At 70.9% G+C, this 17717-nt stretch carries 15 protein-coding genes; 3 read left to right on the forward strand and 12 right to left on the reverse strand.

What is annotated here, in order from left to right; all coding sequences use genetic code 11:
* The first annotated feature begins 1 nt into the window (after position 1).
* Entirely contained in the window at positions 2-1888 is a 1887-nt protein-coding gene (locus ACYVC6_RS20910; RefSeq protein WP_460716421.1) for a hypothetical protein, read from the forward strand.
* A gap of 2 nt (positions 1889-1890) precedes the next feature.
* Here the strand turns inward: ACYVC6_RS20910 and ACYVC6_RS20915 are convergent, their stop codons facing one another.
* Genes ACYVC6_RS20915 through ACYVC6_RS20930 form a run of 4 tightly spaced genes read right to left on the reverse strand, consistent with a single transcriptional unit; the run spans position 1891 to position 7305 of the window.
* The gene (locus tag ACYVC6_RS20915; RefSeq protein ID WP_460716422.1) at positions 1891-2706 is read right to left on the reverse strand and encodes a class I SAM-dependent methyltransferase; all 816 of its coding nucleotides are present in this window, start codon (positions 2704-2706) and stop codon (positions 1891-1893) included.
* Entirely contained in the window at positions 2706-5027 is a 2322-nt protein-coding gene (locus ACYVC6_RS20920; protein ID WP_460716424.1) for a DUF3488 and transglutaminase-like domain-containing protein, read from the reverse strand. Before ACYVC6_RS20920 ends, ACYVC6_RS20915 begins: the two co-directional genes overlap by 1 nt.
* Before the next feature lie 13 nt (positions 5028-5040).
* Positions 5041-6276 carry a DUF58 domain-containing protein gene (locus tag ACYVC6_RS20925; RefSeq protein WP_460716426.1) on the reverse strand — a complete coding sequence of 412 codons (1236 nt, stop codon included), beginning with the start codon at positions 6274-6276 and terminating at the stop codon, positions 5041-5043.
* 3 nt (positions 6277-6279) lie between these two features.
* On the reverse strand, positions 6280-7305 hold the full coding sequence (locus ACYVC6_RS20930; protein ID WP_460716428.1) for an AAA family ATPase: 1026 nt from the start codon (positions 7303-7305) through the stop codon (positions 6280-6282).
* A gap of 89 nt (positions 7306-7394) precedes the next feature.
* Between ACYVC6_RS20930 and ACYVC6_RS20935 the strand changes: the two genes are divergently transcribed.
* Positions 7395-8102 carry a class I SAM-dependent methyltransferase gene (locus tag ACYVC6_RS20935; RefSeq protein ID WP_460716430.1) on the forward strand — a complete coding sequence of 236 codons (708 nt, stop codon included), beginning with the start codon at positions 7395-7397 and terminating at the stop codon, positions 8100-8102.
* 12 nt (positions 8103-8114) lie between these two features.
* Here ACYVC6_RS20935 and ACYVC6_RS20940 read toward each other — a convergent pair whose 3' ends face one another.
* The 5 genes from ACYVC6_RS20940 to ACYVC6_RS20960 form a co-directional block, all read right to left on the reverse strand.
* Positions 8115-8483: a hypothetical protein gene (locus ACYVC6_RS20940; protein WP_460716432.1), complete on the reverse strand. Its 369-nt coding sequence runs from the start codon at positions 8481-8483 to the stop codon at positions 8115-8117.
* A gap of 8 nt (positions 8484-8491) precedes the next feature.
* The gene (locus tag ACYVC6_RS20945) at positions 8492-9235 is read right to left on the reverse strand and encodes an ABC transporter ATP-binding protein (RefSeq protein ID WP_460716433.1); all 744 of its coding nucleotides are present in this window, start codon (positions 9233-9235) and stop codon (positions 8492-8494) included.
* 160 nt (positions 9236-9395) lie between these two features.
* A complete protein-coding gene (locus ACYVC6_RS20950; protein WP_460716434.1) occupies positions 9396-10139 on the reverse strand; it encodes an ABC transporter ATP-binding protein in 744 nt (247 codons plus the stop codon).
* A complete protein-coding gene (locus ACYVC6_RS20955; RefSeq protein ID WP_460716436.1) occupies positions 10126-12381 on the reverse strand; it encodes a branched-chain amino acid ABC transporter permease in 2256 nt (751 codons plus the stop codon). The genes ACYVC6_RS20950 and ACYVC6_RS20955 overlap by 14 nt, the downstream gene beginning before the upstream one ends.
* Positions 12382-12419: 38 nt before the next feature.
* Positions 12420-13844, reverse strand: coding sequence for an ABC transporter substrate-binding protein (locus tag ACYVC6_RS20960; RefSeq protein ID WP_460716437.1), 1425 nt, complete (start codon positions 13842-13844; stop codon positions 12420-12422).
* A 163-nt stretch (positions 13845-14007) separates the two neighbouring features.
* Here ACYVC6_RS20960 and ACYVC6_RS20965 point away from each other — a divergent pair, with 163 nt between their 5' ends.
* Positions 14008-14676, forward strand: coding sequence for a TetR/AcrR family transcriptional regulator (locus ACYVC6_RS20965; RefSeq protein ID WP_460716438.1), 669 nt, complete (start codon positions 14008-14010; stop codon positions 14674-14676).
* Here the strand turns inward: ACYVC6_RS20965 and ACYVC6_RS20970 are convergent.
* The 3 genes from ACYVC6_RS20970 to ACYVC6_RS20980 form a co-directional block, all read right to left on the reverse strand.
* A complete protein-coding gene (locus tag ACYVC6_RS20970) occupies positions 14665-15621 on the reverse strand; it encodes a PorA family protein (protein ID WP_460716439.1) in 957 nt (318 codons plus the stop codon). The two genes, ACYVC6_RS20965 and ACYVC6_RS20970, sit on opposite strands and share 12 nt — an antisense overlap.
* Positions 15622-15737: 116 nt before the next feature.
* Positions 15738-16913, reverse strand: coding sequence for a glycosyltransferase family 4 protein (locus ACYVC6_RS20975; RefSeq protein WP_460716440.1), 1176 nt, complete (start codon positions 16911-16913; stop codon positions 15738-15740).
* The gene (locus ACYVC6_RS20980) at positions 16910-17701 is read right to left on the reverse strand and encodes a glycosyltransferase (RefSeq protein ID WP_460716441.1); all 792 of its coding nucleotides are present in this window, start codon (positions 17699-17701) and stop codon (positions 16910-16912) included. The genes ACYVC6_RS20975 and ACYVC6_RS20980 overlap by 4 nt, the downstream gene beginning before the upstream one ends.
* Between the last annotated feature and the right edge of the window lie 16 nt (positions 17702-17717).

Consider the following 17717-nt stretch of genomic DNA (forward strand, 5'->3'; position numbering starts at 1 on the left):
AGTGACCGAGACGCTGACCGAGGCGCCCCGGCGCCGGCGGGTCCAGGTCGCCGCGCCCGTCATCCCCGCCTCGTTCCTCTTCCGCGCGGGCTTCGCGCTGGTCACCTTGGCCACGCTGGTGTTCCGGGCGGTCACCACGCAGGGCTGGTCCTACTTGCAGGACGACTGGGTGTTCATTGCCGCCGCCGACAACACCACGCTGCTGGAGTTCGTCAGGCAGACGAACAACGACCACCTCATGCCGATCGGGTCCTTCCTCATCTGGGTCACCACGGCCTACGACCCCCTCGACTTCACCTGGGTCACGGTGACGACCTGCGTGTTGACCCTCGCTGTCATGGTGGGTTGGGGGTTGGCGCTCCGCGAGCTGTTCGGAGAACGGTTTCACCTCGTCGGCGCGTTGGTCGTCATCGGCTTCGCCCCCAGCATCATGCCGATCGGGGTGTGGTGGTGCGCGAGCCTGATCTACCTCCCCCTGCAGGCGACGATCGGTTTCGCGATCTACTTCCTGACGCGCCACCTGTTGCGCGGTGAACGGCGCAGTGACCTGCTATGGCTAACGCTCACTGTCGGGGTGGGCCTTCTCTTCTGGCAGAAGGCCGTCCTCGTCTCGATCCCCCTCGCATTCGTCGCCCTGATCGTCGGCGACGGCTCGCTCGTCCAGCGGTTGCGCCGAACTATCAGGGTGCTGTGGCCCAGTGCGGTTCTGATCGCGATCTTCCTCGTCTTCTACCTCATCGCTCCGAGGCCCGAGCTGGACACCTTCGCCATCGACTTCCCGGTGGGCCGCTCCCCCGGACAGATCGCCGAGTTCTACAGCACCGCGGCGGGCAGCCTCGTGCTACCGGCCATGCTGGGCGGGCCGTTCGTGGAGATGTCGTCGGTGCTCCAGCCCTTCTCAGCCGCCGACCCCGCCCTCCGAAGCGTCCTTCTGATCGCGGCTGCCGCCGGCACCGTATTAGCGCTGGTGTTCCGCAGGCGCGCGTGGCTGATGCTGCTGATGTCCGCGACGTACGCCGCCGGGGCCTACGGCCTGGTTCTCTTCAGCAGCCGCTACACCGACATGGGGCTGCCGTCCCTGTGGGAGAACCGCTACCTCGCCGACGCCCCACCGGTCCTGATGCTGGGGTTGATGTTCCTGGTCACGCCTCTGCGCACGGAGACCACCGACGAGGCTCTGGTACGGCCGCTCGGCGCCCGACCACGGCTGGCAACCAAGATCACGCTCGGCGGCTACCTCGTACTCGCCAGTGCGCTAGCGGTGGGGGTCTCGGTCCGCAACTGGGACCTCACCAAGCCGAACAGCCCTCGGCCATGGGTCGACAACCTGGTCACGGACGCCAAGGCGGCCGGGCGGGCCAACCTGTACGACACGGTCGCCCCCGACCACGTCATCAACGCGACCTACATGTTCGGACATGCCAACCTGTCCGACCTGCTTCGCCCGCTGGACCTTCCGATCACCTACAACGAGCCGGCACCCGCGATGCTGGTGCCCACCACCGACGGCGAGCTCGTCGAGGGTGAGGTGTCCGAACCCGCCGCTGTCTCGGCGACCGGCCCGCAGCCGGAATGCGGATACCTCGTCGAGCCGGGGAAGACCACGACGATCCTCCTGTCCGCAGAGGTCTACGACTACGAGTGGGCCGTCCAGCTCGACTACTTCAGCGCCAGCGACCTGGACCTCACCGTCTCCGCGGGCGAGACCGACACCGTGGTGCCTCTATCTGCGACCCAGCCGGGCACCATCGGCCGACGCATCTGGGTGCTGGTCGACAGCTTCGACCGCCTGGAGCTGACCGCTTCCGGCGACCAGCCGTTCTGCGTGACCCAGGTCGCCGTCGGTGGGCTCTCGCCGACCGACCGGCGCCCAGCGTCGCCCGACTGAGCTCAGCCGCGCAGAGTCGCCCCGAAGATCGCCGAACCGGGGGTGAACCGGCCGCGCAGGCCGGACCACCCGCCCCACACCCGGTCGTGGCCCTCGGGCCACTCGGGCTCCAGGAGGTCGGTGATCACGAACCCGGCCCCGGCCAGCAGGGCGACCCAGTCACCGAGGGTGCGGTGGTGCTCGACGTAGGACACCAGCCCCGTGTCGTCGTCGACCTCCACGTAGGGCGTGCGGTCCCAGTAGGACTGGGTGGCGGTGAGGCCGCCCTCGCCGGGGTCGTCGGGGAAGGACCATCGGGTCGGGTGGGTGATCGAGAACGCGAAGCGGCCTCCGGGCCGAAGGACGCGCGCCACCTCGGCGACCGCCACGTCGATGTCGCTGATGAACTGCAGCGCCCCGAACGAGGAGAACACCACGTCGAACGACGCCACCGGGAACGGCAGCGCGGTGGCCGTGCCCAGGACCGACGGCACTGCGACACCGGTCGACTCGTCGATCCGCCGGCTGTGCCGGAGCTGCCGCATCGACAGGTCGAGCCCGAAGCCGCGCCCACCCTGCGACCGGACCCAGCGCGAGCACTGACCGGCACCGGAGCCCACCTCCAGGACGTCCTTCCCGGCCAGCGGTCCCAGGACGCCGGCGTCCGCCTCGGTCAAACCCTCGGGCCCCCAGACGAACCCCACATCGCCGAGGAACTCGCCGTGGGTCGCCTGGTACTCGTCGGCATAGCGGTCCCAGTCGGGGCCGTTGGCCGCGCGTGACTCGGCCTCGGTGACCGGGCGACGCTCGACCCGGACGCGCTGAGGCTCGTGGTCCATCAGGCACCCCTGGCGAGGGCGCGGCGCCGCAGCGGCAGCGCGAGGCGGCGCCGCCGGCCGGGAGCGAAGGGGCGCAGGCGCAGCATCGAGGTCACGAGCGACGTCGGGTTGTAGTAGGCCCGCACCCGTCGCCACAGCGGGTGCTCCTTGGCCATCGCTCGGCGGGCCTGGTCGACGGCCCGCCAGTAGGTGGCGGCCTCGTCGGCGTCGGGCGGCTCGGGCGCGAAGATCAGGTCGTCGGCGTGCTGCGCGAGCTCCGGGGCGACCCCGAGGGCGGCCGCCTGGGCCTCCCGGGTGGCGCGTGGACTGACCGGCATCCCCAGGTCCGTGCCCAGGTCGACGACCTCCTCCCATGCACCGACCAGCCGGCGCGAGGCGCGGCCCAGACGACGCCGGGCCACCCGCCGCGCCAGTTTCAGACCGGGGACCAGCCACGTCAGAAGCGCGAGGGCGAGGACGCCGAGCGAGACACCCCCGCCGGGCAGCGGTGACTCCGCGGCGGTCGACTCCTCCTGGTCCAGGTCCGCGTCGGGGTCGGGCAGCGGCACCTGCTCCTGCGAGCTCGGGTTGTCCGTGTCGTCCTCCGGCAGCTGGTCCTGCACGAAGTCCTCGAGCGACTGCGGTGGCTCGTCGTCGCGCCTGGGCCTGCGGTTGGACATGAAGGTCGAGGTGGGCAGGACCCGCCAGCTCCCGTCGCGCACCCGCAGCTCCACCCACGCGAGGACGTCGCGGCCCTGGACCTTGCCGTCCTTGGGAGTGAACGTGCCGACGACGACCCGGGCCGGCACCCGCAGGCGGTTGGCGGCCAGCGCCATGAACGCGGCGTACTGCTCGTCGTTGCCGACGATCCGGTCTGCGCCGATGAACTGCGCCGCCAGCCGGTTGATGTCGTGCCCGGGTGGGACGTTCAGAGCGCCGGTGCCGTCGCTGTAGCGGCCGTTCTTGTGGAGGTAGCGGGCCAGCAGCAGCACCTGGGTGAGGGGGTCCCTCCCACTCCGCACGTAAGGCTCGAGGAACTGGTCGAGCCGCTGCCCCGCGGGTTGGAGCGGCTCGTCGACCGGATAGGCCTGCGAGTTCTTGGCCAGCTTGGTGTTGGGCACCGAGGCGGTGAAGGTGTAGTCGTCGTCCGGCCCGAGGCCCCCTACCACCATCGCGCTGCTGGTAGCCGGGTTGTAGCGCACGTCCTCACGCTGGGCCCGCCCATCTGCGAAGTCGAACTCGATCCCGGTCAGCTGCCCGACCAGGGGCAGCCATGCCCCGGTGTAGGCCCCGCGCATCTCGACGTTGACCTCGACGTCCTCGCCGGGGAGAGGGGCGGCCACCTCGCTGCCGATCCGCTGGAACAGGTCGTCCTCGGCATCTGCCACGGTGCGGTTGTCGGCCCGCCACGCGGAGCCGTCGTAGGCGTCGAGGGTGACGAAGCGCATCGCCGATTCCTCCTCGAGACCGGACACCACGAACAGTGTCTTGTTGAACACGTTGTCGGGTGAGCCGTCGTTCTGGGCGGTGTAGCGGCGGAAGCCGGACAACGGGTTGTCGAACTCGTCGATGTCTGCACCACTGCCGATCCGGCCTCGCAGCACGGTGCGCTCGCCGTCGAGCGAGTCGACGGGCACCAGCTGGGTGACGACGGTGACCGCGACGCCGATCACCAGCCCGGCTGCCACGCCGCGCGTGAACCGTCCCCTTCCCGCGTGCCGGATCTCGGTGCGTCGGGCGGCCGGGTCCGTCGCACGCCACGAGGCCCACCAATAGGCGAGCCCGGCGAACGCGGCACCCACCACCAGGGTCCGCTCACCCGACTGCAACGGCCCGAGCAGGATCACGCCCGCCTCGGCCAGCAGCAGCGGCACGACCGGAGCCAGGGTGCGTCGGGTGCGGAACGCCAGCCACACCGAGGCCCCCGCCCCCAGGAAGCCGAGCGCGTAGGGCAGCACCATCACCGAACCGACCGGGTCCAGCGGCGGGATGGTGGTCAGCAGCTGCTCGGTTCCGGTCAGCGTCGCGGTCAGGACGTCGAGCAGCTCGTCACCCGTGGGCAGCCGACCCTCCGAGAAGGGCCGGAACGCGGTGACCGCCCCGACCGGGACGTACGCCGCTGCCGCGGCCAGCAGGAAGATGTCCGTGCGCGGGCCGCGTGCTCCCGTGACCGCCATCGCGATAACGACCACGACGCCCGCACCGGTCAGCCCCGTCGCGAGGTAATCGCGGCTCGAGAAGGTCTCGTCGAAGCCGAACAGGACCAGCGCGGTCAGCGCCAGCACGCACCCGGCGTCGACCAGCCGCTGCTGGGTGGTGCGCACCTGGTTGGCCGCGGTCATGCCGGCAGTGGTCTCACGCGGCGACTCCCGAGCTGGTGAGGAGCGCGGCCAGGTCGTCGAGACGGCCGAGCACGACCGGCCGGAAGCCACTGACCGTGGTGATCGTGCTGCGCTCCGAGAGGTCGACCCGCACCAGCACCCGCAGCGCGTCCGAGGGGAACTCGGCACCCGCGGTCCGCAGCAACGCGGGGTCGCAGCCCGAGCCGGTGACCAGGACGACGAGGCTGCTCCCGGCACCGGCCGACGCGGCCCGCCGCGCCGTCTCGCGCAGGTCGGCCTTGGCCTGGACGATCCGGCAGGTGGCGTCCAGCAGGACGTCGACCGACCGTGAGGAGGCGTGCACGTCCCCGCACACCAGGGTCACCTCGAAGTCGTCGCGCATCGCGCGCACGGCGAGCGAGGCCGCCGCCGACACCGCCACCTCGAACTCCGCATCCCCGGCGTAGGCCGTTGGGTCGCCGTCGAGGAGGACGGTGGCCTCGTTGCGCCGGGTCTCGACGTACTGCCGCACCAGCAGGGTGTCGGCCTTGGCCGACGACCGCCAGTGCACGTGTCGCAGGTCGTCGCCGGGGATGTACTCCCGCAGGGCGTGGAAGGCCAGGTCGCTGCTGGCCGGGTGGTCGCTCGGGACGCCGTCGAGGTCGCTGATGAGCCCCGGGTCGAGGGTGCGCAGCAGGGTGAGCCTGGGTCGCACCAGCAGCTCCTCGACGCCAGCCCAATGCGACCGCCGCCGGAGCAGTCCGAGCGCATCGGTCCGGACGTGGACCAACGGGCCCACCCGGTGCACCCCCCGCGGGAGCGGAGGCACCTCGATCGTCTCGGCCCGCTCGGCGCCCGGAGGCACCAGAGGAAGCCGCATCGAGCGGGTCTCCCCGGCCACGTCGAGACGCACGGTCGGGCTGACCAGCGGCACCCACCTGGCCCGGACCGAGACCTCGGCCGCAGCGGGCTCGCCGGCGGTCACCCGGTTGGGGTCGATCCGCAGCCGCCCGCGCGCGGGCTGAGGCAGCATGACCAGGACGAGGGCCGCACCCATGAGGACGGCACCGACGGCGGCGACGACGCCGAACTCGAGCCAGCCCAGCCAGTGGTGCACCGCCCACGCCAGGAGCGCGATCGCGATGATCGAGCGGCCGAGCGCGGTCACCGAGCCGAGGACGGCACCGACCTGCCGCGCGAAGCCGCCGGCGAGCCGGCGCACTGCGCGGACCAGCGTGAGGCCCCGGGCCCGGAGGCCCGAAATCGCCACCGGTCAGGCCCGATCCAACGGCACCGGGACGGCGGCCATCAGTTGCTCCACGACATCGTCGACCGTCACCCCGCGGAAGGCCGCCTCCGCGTCGAGGAGCAGTCGGTGGCAGAGCACAGGCGAGGCGAGAGTGACCACGTCCTGCGGGACGACGTGGGTGCGTCCGTCGGCAGCCGCCCAGGTCTTCGCCACCCGGATCAGGGCCAGGCAGCCGCGTGCGGACAGACCGAGGCGGACGTGCTCGAGGTCGCGTGAGGCCTCGGCCAGCTGGCGCACGTAGCTGATCAGGGCGCGGTCGACGTAGACCCGGTCGGCGATCTTGCTCATCTCCTGCACGATCGCCGGGTCGACGACCGGCTCGAGCAGCGCCGCGCGGTCGCGGATGCCGGAGCTCATGAGCAGCTCCTCGGTGGACTCGGCGTCCGGGTAGCCGACCGAGGTCTTCATCAGGAACCGGTCCAGCTGGGCCTCCGGGAGCCGGTAGGTGCCGGCCTGCTCGATGGGGTTCTGGGTGGCGATCACCATGAACGGCCGCGGCACCCCGTGCGTAACGCCGTCGACGGTGACCTGACCCTCCTCCATGACCTCGAGGAGCGCGGCCTGGGTCTTGGGCGAGGCCCGGTTGATCTCGTCGGCCAGCACGAGCTGGTGGAACACCGGCCCCGGGTGGAACTCGAAGCGGTTGTGCCCCTGGTCGTAGACGGTGACGCCGGTGATGTCGGAGGGCAGCAGGTCCGGGGTGAACTGGATCCGCGCGTGAGTGCCGGAGAGGCTGTTGGCGAGACCCCGGGCGAGCATCGTCTTGCCCGTGCCCGGGAAGTCCTCCAACAGCAGGTGCCCCTCCGAGATCAGGCAGGTCAGGGTGAGCCTGATGACGTGGCGCTTGCCGAGCACGGCCTGGCCGATGTTGTCGGTCACGAGGTCGAAGGCCTCACGGAACCACGCGGCCTCCTCGGCGGTCGCCGGTCCGGTCGCCGATCCCGTCGTGGGCGTCGGGGGTGCCGAGTCGGTCAGGGGCTCGGAGGACATGTCGGTCATCGTAGGGCCGCCGGACGCCCACTAGGGTTCCCCGCGGAGGGAGGCCGGCCGACGACCGGGCGGACGGCCCGGGAGGTGACATGGACGACGACGAGCTCCGGCGTTCGGCGGCACTGGAGGAGCACCACTGGTGGTATGCCGGGCGACGCGCCCTGGTGCGCCGGCTGATGCGTGATGTGCCGCCCGGCCGCGCCGTCGACGTCGGCCCGGGGCCGGGCGGCAACGCCGCCGTGCTGCGGGACCTGGGTTGGCAGGTGACCGGTGTCGAGCTCACCGAGGTCGGCGCGCGGCTCTGCGCGGAACGCGGCCTGGACGTCGTCCGTGGCGACGCGACCCGCCTGCCGGTGGCCGACCAGAGCGTCGACCTGGTGATGTCCACCGACGTCTGGGAGCACGTCGAGGACCATGAGGCCGTCGCCGCTGAGTCCTTCCGCGTGCTCCGCACCGGCGGCCGGCTGTTGGTCGCCGTGCCCGCCGGCATGGACATGTGGAGCGGCCACGATGTCGCCCTCGGCCACGTCCGCCGCTACGAGCGCCAGGAGCTCCTCGACCTCGTGGAGCGACACGGCTTCCTCGTCCAGGACGCCGCGTCCTGGAACGTGCTGCTGCGCCCGGTGGCCCGGCTGCGACGCTCGAGGGCTGCGGCATCCGGTGACGACACCAGCGAGATGGAGCACGTCGCGAGGCCGGTCAACGCCGGTCTCCGGGCCGTCCTCGCGCTCGAGTCCGTGCTCCCGATGAAGCGCTTCCGGGGCCTGAGCCTGGTCGTCCGCGCCTACCGACCCTGACACCGTCACGTGTCAGCGGTCGCGGAGGGCCTCGGTCAGCTGGTCCATCCGGTCCTGGCTCTCGACGAGCTGCCGCAGCAGCCACAGCCGCAGCACCTTCGCGATCGAGCCGGCGAGGTAGATCGCCGCACCCACCACGGTGAAAGCGAGGAACACCAGGGCCAGGATCTGGCTGCTGGCGATGTCGCGGGTGTCGTCGAGGCTGCGCGAGGTGTTGTAGGCGACGAACGTGCCGACCACGCCCAGGATCATGAACGCGATGCCCAGCGTGCGCCCGAGCTTGTCCGCGGTCGCGTTGGGTGCGCTGAGCTTGCTCTCCGACACGGCGGCCGCGAACGCTGCGCTGCGGTCGGTGGCCCCGGTCTGCGGAGTGCTGGTCATGGTGGTCATTATCCCCCTAGGTAGGCGGTGGAGAGGTCGGCCGCGATCTCGGCAGGGCTGCCGACCGCGGTGATGCGTCCGTTGAGCATGACGGCGGCGAGGTCGGCGATCGGCAGGACCGCGCGCGCGAACTGCTCGGCGACGAGGACGGAGATGCCCTCCCCGACCAGCTGTGCCACCGTCTCGTAGATCTCGCCCACGATCATCGGCGCGAGCCCCATCGACAGCTCGTCGAGGAGCAGGACGGCAGGGTGGGTCGCCAGGGCCCGCGACAGCGAGAGCATCTGCTGCTCGCCGCCGGACAGCGAGCCGGCGAGCTGGTTGCGGCGGACGCCGAGCACAGGGAAGCGGGCGAACGCGACATCCTCGACCTGCTCGCGGCCCACGCCGGTGCCCGTTGCCAGCCAGAGGTTCTCGCGGACGGACAGGTTGGCGAAGATGCCACGGCCCTCCGGGATCGTGCAGACGCCCAGGCGAGCGGCCTCCTCGGCGCCGATACCGGTCACCGAGCGGCCGGCGTAGCGCACGTCGCCGGAGATCGGGGGCAACAGGCCCGCCGCGACCTTGACGGTCGTCGACTTACCGCCGCCGTTGGGGCCGAGCAGCGCCACCACCTGTCCGGCCCGCACGGCCAGGTCGACGCCTCGCAGCACCTCGATAGGCCCGTACGCCGCGCGGATCCCGACCAGTTCGAGGACCGGTGCAGTCGCGGCCAGCACCTCGTCGGTGGCCGCGAGCTCAGCGATGCTCATGTGTGATCACCGCCGCGGGAGCGGCGAAGGCGCTCGGTGCTCCGGGTGCGTGCATCGCAAGGCGCCGGAGCGATGTCGTACTCGGTCGTCCAACGAGCGACGGCAACGCAGCGAGGTGCGTGCCCGGGGTGCGGAGCGCTTGGCGCTCCCGGGGTGGTGATCACTGAGTGACCTCGGCGCCGATGTAGGCGGTGACGACCTCGGGCGACGCGCGCACCTCGTCGGGGGTGCCTGAGGCGATGAGCCGGCCCTGGTCCAGCACGTGGATCGTGCTGCACAGGCCCATGACCAGCGGCAGGTCGTGCTCGACGAGGCAGATGCCGAGCCCCGTCTCGGCCAGGCCCCGGAGCATCTCCGCGAACTCTTCGGTCTCCTGCTCGGTCTGGCCCGAGGCCGGCTCGTCGAGGAGGAGCAGCCGCGGTCGGGTCATCAGCGCCCGCGCGACCTCGACCACCCGCGCCCTGCCGGTCGGGATCTCCGAGACCTCCTTGTCCGCGATCGAGGCCAACCCGGCGAGTTCCAGCAGCCGGTCGGTCTCGGCGTCCACGTCGTAGGCACCGCGGTGTCGGGCCTTCATGATGTCGCCGGCGACCCTGACGTTGTCCCGCACGCTGAGCGTCAGGAACAGCTCGAGCCGCTGGAAGGTGCGGGCGACGCCGAGGTGCGCCCGCGGCGCCGGACCGCGACGGGTGATGTCGTGGCCGTCGAACACGACGCGTCCCGACGTCGGCCGTTGCATGCCAGTGATGACATTGAACAAGGTGGTCTTGCCGGCGCCGTTGGGCCCGATGAGGCCGGTGATCGCGCCGGGCTCGAGATCGAGCTGGACATCGTTGACCGCCACCGTGCCGCCGAAGCGGACGGTGACCCCGTCGATCGAGAGCAGCGCGTCAGACCCCGGCATGGACCCGCTCCCCCTGGTTGAGACCGAGGGCCGCGTCGAGCTCGATCCGCTCGTCGGCGGTGAGCCGGGCGGACAGACCCTTGCGCTCGACGGTGTCCTCCCTGGCCCGCTGGCGCTCCTCGATGACGGCCGCGGTGAGCACCGCCTCCGGCATCAGTCTGGCGGCGAACGCCGGGAGGGTGGAACCCACCAGCATCGTCAGCAGGGCGAAGCTCCAGTCCCCTATGACCTCGGTGAGGTTGAGGCCCACGAGTCCGGCCATCACCGCCACCCCGCCGTACAGCACGGGCCGGGCGTTGGTCAGCGGGCGGTAGGCGCCGCAGATCGCGTGCACCACGCCGGTCGGGTTGTGGCGCACACCGAGACCAGTCAGGGCGATCGCGAGGCCACCGACGTGAGCGAGCAGCTCGAAGATCGGTGCGAGGTCGGGGTTGCTCTGGGCGAGTCCGCCGGATGTGCCGGCCAGGGATGTGAGGACGACACCAACCATGACACCGCCGAACAGCGCACCACTCACGTAGCTGACACCGCCGACGACCGTCAGCATCACGAGCACCAGGCTCGCGAGGATGAAGTAGTCGTCGCCGGACACCGACCCTTGGGCGCCGGCCATCAGCACGCCACCCAGGCCCGCGATCGCGGCGGAGAACATGAAGACTCCGAGCTTGAGCAGGACCAAGCGCTGCCCGAGCATCGCGGTCGCGGCCGGGCTGTCCCGCATGGCGACGAGTCGACGTCCGTAGCCGCTGTTGCGCAGGGTCACCACCAACACGCCGAGCACGGCGAACACGACAGCCAGCGCGAGGAGATACGTCGTGCTCTCGTCGAGGTCGAGCGGACCGATCTTGGGTCGCGGAACGATCAGGCGTGCGTTGGGGAACAGCGCGATGTCGAGCCCGAACCAGTGTCGGACATTGATCTCACGCAGCACCAGCGAGTACATCACGCCACCGAACGCGAGCGTGGCCAGGGCGAGATAGATGCCGCGGAGCCGCAGCGCCGAGAGTGCGACCAGTCCACCGACCAGCGCCGTCGCGACGACGGCGGCCAGGATGCCGACCCAGGTCATCCGGGACTCGATCCCGATCCCCTCGATGCCGGTGTGGTAGCCGACCATCGCTCCGACCGCGCAGAACGACAGCGGCACCAGGTTGATCTCGCCGGCATAGCCGGTGAGCGGCACCAGCGAGAGCGCGATGATCGCGAACGCCATCGCGTTGACCCACGACCCGACCATCACGGGGCTGGCGATCCTGCCGAGCAGGAAGACCAGCCCGACGAAGACCACGGCCCAGACCAGCGCCTGCCGCACCGAGGGCACCCGGGGACGCTCCCGGCTGCGTCGCTGGACGAGTCCACGCAGCCGGTCCCCAGGCAGGACCAACACCACGACGAACAGCAGGATCGCCGGCAGCGCACCGCGCAGGTTGGCCATCCAGTCGAGCTGTGTGGGCGCGTACTTGGTCATGTAGTTCGACGTGAGTCCCAACACCATGGCGCCCACGAACGTCAGCGGGATGCTGTGCAGCCTGCCGAACATGGCGGCCGCGAACGCGTCGATGATGAGCAGGGTCAGCAGGCGGGCGTCGAACGAGCCGCCGACGATGGGCGTGACGACGATCCCCGCGAACGCGGCGAGGGCCGCGCCGAGCGCCCAGCTGGTCAGCGCGACCCGCTGTGGGTTGTAGCCGTTGAGTCGCAGCAGGTCGGGGTCGTCGACGGCGCCACGCATCGCGACTCCGAGCCGGGTCCGGGTGAAGAGCAGCCGCAGACCCACGGCGAGGAGGACAGCGGCGAGCACGACCAGGATCTCGCCGTAGCGGATGAGCCGCCCGAGCACCTCCACCCCGTTGGTCTCGCCGAAGAGCAGCTCCAGCTTGCGGGGTTCGTTCTCCGGCCAGACCCAGGTCGCCAGCTGCACCATGCCCAGCAGCACCGAGACCGTGACGATGACCTTGGTGACCTCGTCGACGTCACGCAGGCCGTTCATCAGGAGCTGGTAGAGCCCCATCCCGATCAACGGCCCGATCACGCCGACCACCAGGACCAACGCCAGGATCGTGGGCACGCCCCACGGCACGGTGAGCTGCCAGTACAGGAACGCACCCAGCATTGCCTGCGCGCCGTGAGCGAAGTTCAGGATCCCGGACGTGGTGTAGGTCAGCACCAACCCCGACGCGGCGATCGCATAGACCGCACCGAGAACCAGGCCGAGGATCGTCGTGACGACGAACGTGTCCACCGAACGACCTTTCCTCCGTCAGCGCGAGTCAGGTCGGGTCAGCCCTCCGGGACGATGACGTCGTCGGTCAGGTAGGTCGTGGCGATCCGGTCCTCGTTGAGCTCCACGCCCCAGGAGTCCTCCGGGGTCGCCAGCGCCGAGTCGGCGCAGTAGAACTCGCCCTTGGTCGCCGGCGCGATCTGCTCGTACGTGCCGCCCTTGAGCGTCATGAGCAAGCTGCACCGAGGCGGCTCGTTGCCACCCGGGTTGGCCTCGGCGTGCAGCCCGCCACCGGTCCACGTGGTCACCTGGGACAGCTCGTTGACCATGCACTGGCGGGTGAGGTCGGATCCGCAGGCCTTGGCCGCGGTCGCCCACAGCAGGAAGGCCGAGGTCGACTGCATCCCCAGCAGGCCGGTCGCCCGGTCGTCGTCTTGCGCCATCACCGCGAGGTAGTCGGCGACGGCCGGGACGGCGTCGGCGTTCTCGAACGGCTGGAACTGCATGGTGACGTTGACGCCCTCGGTGAGCCCGTCGATGTTGGCGGACTTGACGGTGTCGGCGTACCAGGTCGCGTCGGTGAGGAGCGTCGGCTCGTAGCCCTCGGTGCGCATCGCGTCGAGGAAGGAGAACGTCGCCGGCGTCGGGGTGCCCTGGTCGAACAGGACGGTCACGCCGCACTCCTGGTAGCGCTGCACCAGCGCACGGTAGTTGTCGCCACCCGCGGACTTCAGCACGACGCCGCAGCCGGCAGGCTGGGCGCCCGCGGCGCTCATCACGGCGTCTGTGCGCTTTTCGGCGATCTGAGTGAAGGGCGAGTCGTGACCGATGAAGTCATAGCTGGCGGCCTCGGGGTAGGTCTCGAGAGTGAGTTCCGCGCGAGCCACGCTGAGCTGGTCGACCGGGAACGGCAGCGGCTGGTAGCTCATCGGCGCGTTGTTGGCGCTGCCGGACAGGGTGAACCCGGGGACCGTGACCAGCTGGCAGTCGATGCGGTCGGCCTCCAGGTCCTCGTCGCCCGCGAACCCCTGGCCGACGAGCATGAAGTCCTGTCCGCAGGCCTCCACGATCACCTGTGCGGCGTTGTCGAGGGCGGCGTCGTAGCGGTGTCCCACGATCTCGCGGCCGTTGATGCCGCCGAGCGAGTTGCACCACTCGATCATCGCGTCCATCGCGTCACCCATCTCCTCGTTGAGGCCGGGGGCGTTGGCGTAGCCGGAGTCGTCGCCGTAGCCGATCGCGATGCTGTCGTCGGTCACGCCCTGCTCGGTGGCCCCCGAGGCGTCGCCCTCCCCGCAGGGGGACTCGAGATCGCCGAACGTGTCGCTGGGGAGGTCCGCGGTGGCGCCGTTCGAGCCGTCGTCCCCGCCCGGGTCCTCGTCGGACCGGTCGGAGGAGCACGCGCCGGTGACGAGCACCAACGCGGCGGCTACCACGCCCAGACGGAAGCCCGGGCCTCGACGCTGACCGATACCTGCACGCATGTTGGTCCTCCCTCTATGCCAGTCCCCTCCGTGACGGCGACCACATCAAACCGCACGGTCCAGCCGTTGGGAAGAAGCAATTTGGGTGTCTGAACAAATTGTGTCCGTCTTGTTGCCGGACGCGCATTACCGCAGCACCGGTCGAGCGCCTAGCGTCACTGTCGTGACCGCGCCACCACGGCGCCCCGGCCCCCGGAGCGACGTCGACGTCCCCACGGCGCTGCTCGACGCCGCCGAACAGCTCTTCGGCAGCGCCTCCGTCGACGCGGTCTCGCTGCGGTCCGTCGCCCGGGCCGCCGGGGTCGCGCCGGCGGCGTTGACCCACCACTTCCCCGACAAGACCGCCCTCGTCGAGGCGGTCCTGCGGCGACGTGCCGACCCCGTCGGCCAGGAGGTGCGCGATCGGCTGACCGCATTGGTCGAGGCCGAGGAGGACCCGGTCGTCCGCGACCTCGTCGAGGCTGTCGTGCACCCCTTCGTGGCCGTCCTCAACGCCGAACCGGTGGCCGGGCTGGCCTGGATGAAGCTCTTCACCTCGCTCGGCCTTTCCGAGGAGCCGATGTGGCTGCGCGGCGTGGGGAGGGCACCGAGCATCGCCGACCTCTATGCCCAGGTGCTGCAGCGGGCGCTGCCCGGCGTGCGCGGGGACGAGCTCTACCGCCGGGTGGGCATCGCGATGTACTCGCTGCTGAGCGCCCTGGCGGGGGTCGACCTGGCCGGCTATGGCCACCCGATCTCGAGTGAGGGCCTGGACCCGCGGTTCGTCGACCAGCTGGTGGTCTTCACCAGCGCCGGGCTCGCCGCCGGCCAGGCGGCTGACTCAGGCGTCTGAGCTCGACGGCGCGGTGCCCTCGTTGCGGTTGCGGCGGGACAGGAGCACGCCGCCGAGGATCAGCAGCAGGCCGAGGATCACACCGACGAACGGCACGGTGGTGTGCACGGCCTGAAGCGAGGAGGCCTTGCCCTTGTATTCCTCGACGTTGTCCTTGACCTGCTGGTCGGTGTACTGGAACTCGCCGCCCGACGTCGTGATCTTGGTCTCGCCCTCGTAGGCGAGGGTGTTGGCCGTGTTGGAGACGCGGTCGATGATGACGCCGGTGGTGGGCTCGACCCAGTGCTGGGTGACGGTCTCGTACTGGACCTCGACCTCGAGCGCGTCGGTGCCGGACTCACCGATGAGCGACGCCGGGACCTCGCGGGTGCTCACGGTGGTCAGCGGGACCTCGTACTTGAACTCGTAGACCTTGAGGCCCTGGATCTCGCTCTCCTTGACGAACTTGGTCGTCACCGCCTGGCCGATGGTGTCGTCCCAGAACTTGTAGTCCTTCTTCTCGGTGCCGAAGGGGTACTTGCTGATCAGCCCACTGCGCTTGACCTCGACGCGCTCACCGTCGGTCTCCTCGACGAAGCCGCCGCAGCAGTTGATCGCCTCACCGGTGTGGGCGTCGAAGGCGTAGCGCTCCGCGCTCCGGGACCGGATGTTGCCGAGCTCGTCGCGGTAGGAGGTCGTGGCCGCCCAGACCACAATGCCGTCGTCGGCGTCCTGTGACGCCTTGACGTCGCCCACGGTGCGGTTGGCCACCGACATGTCGGTGGTCACCTCCTTGAGCGTGGCCAGGTCCAGGATCTTGGCGTCCTTGGCCTCGAGCCGGGTGACGCTGTTCTGGTCCATCGGGGCCACCGCGAGCGCCGGGTAGGCGTAGAACCGCGCGAGCACGCCCGTCACCACCAGGAACGCTCCGATACCGACCAGAATCGGTCCCAGCAGACGACGCATGTCTTTCTCCCTCTCCTACTCGCGACTACTCATTGGTAGCGCGGAAGCCCGACCGGACACTAGCAGCAGTGACGGTCGCCACCTAGCCTCGCGCGCGCAACAATCTGGCCACGCGGTCAGATACCGCTGAGCGCCGCTGAAACGACCTGCACGGCCTCGGCCCGCATCCGGTCCCAGCCGAATCCCGCCGCCCAGGCGCGGCACTGCTGCGCCACCTTCGCGCTCGCTTCGGGGTCCGACATCCGCACCAGCGCGTCCTCCAGACCGGCCGTGATGGCTCGCACCAGCACGTCCGGCTCGCCGCCCGGGGACTCTGGGATGAGCCAGCCGGTCTGGCCGTCGCGCACCGAGTCGCGGACCCCCGGCACGTCACGGCCCAGCGTCGGGACGCCGTGCGCCGCTGCCTCGAGCACGACCTGGCCCCACCCTTCCGCGTCCGACGCGCACACGTGGACACTGGCCGCGCCGAGGACGGCCGCCTTCTCCTCCTCCGGCAGGAACCCGTGCAGCCGCACGTTGTCGCTCTGCCCGAGCTCCTCGACCACTGCCTCGATGTGGGGCAGATCGGGTCCGGTGCCGACGACGTCGAGCGTGACGCCGGGTCGCCGCTCACCCAGCCGGGCGAACGCGCGGACCACGAGGTCCACCCTCTTGTGGGGCACCACCCGGCCCAGGACCACGACGCGTTCCCCTGGCCGGGACCGCTCGGTCGGGTCCGGGACGTCGGTGCCGTTGTGGATCACGTGCACATCGCCGCGCCAGCCGAGCTGCTCGCGCATCTCGGTGACGGTCGACTCCGAGACCGCCACCGTGGGCACACGACGGTAGACCCGAGGCATCAGCCGGCCCTCGAGGAACCGGCCCAGGTCTGACACCGGACGGCGCATGGCCGTCCGGAACTGCTCCTGGTGTACGTGGTGGACGAAGAGCACCACGGCGGTCCGTCGCCCGGTCAGGGGCGGGGTGAACGAGGGGATCCCGCAGTCCATGTCGACGACGACGTCGGGCAGGCGCCCGCGGACCCGGTCGCCGACGAGGCGTGTCCAGACGCCGGCGTAGAACGCGTATTGGCCGCCGCGTCTGCGTACGCCGATGCCCTCGCGGATCTCCCTGAGGGCCTGGCCCCGGTCCCGGGCGGTCCAGAACTCGACCCGTGCGCCGGCGTCCCGCAGGGCGGTGGCCAGCTCCCAGGCGTACCGCTCGCTCCCGCCCGCCAGGTGGTGCCACGGGTCGCGCCAGTTGACGACGACCGCACGTCGCCCCTCGAGCGGCCTCGGTTGCGGTCCGGTCACGCCTCGACGACGGGCGCCAGGTCGGGCGCGGGCGGCACAAGGGGTGACACCCGTGGGAGCACGGAGACCGCGGCGCGCGCGGGTGCCTGCTTGAGGCGGCGGGCGATCATTGCGAGCTCCCAGAAGGTGGACGCGCCGTGCCGTACGGGCTGGAACGTCGAGCCCGGCACGTCGTCCCAGGTGACAGGGAACTCGACGACCTTGGCGCCGCAGCGTTGGGCGCGGCCCAGCACCTCGACGTCGAAGGAGAAGCCGGTGGCGCGCAGGTCGGCGAACAGGGACCGGCCGAGGTCTCCCCGGAAGACCTTGAAGCCGCACTGCGTGTCGGCGATCCCGGGTGCGATCTCCCGCGTGCAGCGCCGGTAGAGCCGGGCCCCCAACCTCCGGGCCTCGCTGTGCCGCTCCGTGGTCACCGCTCCGGGGACGGCTCGCGAGCCGATCGCCACGTCCGCACCGGCCTCGATGAGCCGCACCGCGTGGGCCAGGGCCTCGAGGTGGGTCGCGCCGTCCGCGTCCATGAACCCGACCACGTCGGCGGTGGTGTGCCGGACACCCTCGCGCACCGCTGCGCCCTTGCCGCGGGTCTCGCAGCGCACGACGCGCACCGGCATTGCAGTGGTGTGGGCACCGGCCGCCAGTCGTGCCGTGTCGTCGGTGCTGCCGTTGTCGACGACGATCACCTCGAGCGGGGCGGGAGCCTCACCGGCGCCGAGCACGCAGGCGCGCAGCGCCTCCAGCGTGCGCGGGAGCCGCGCTGCTTCGTCCCGGGCCGGGATGACGAGCTGCATGAGCCGACGGAGTTCT

Source organism: Nocardioides dilutus (genome assembly GCF_054779555.1).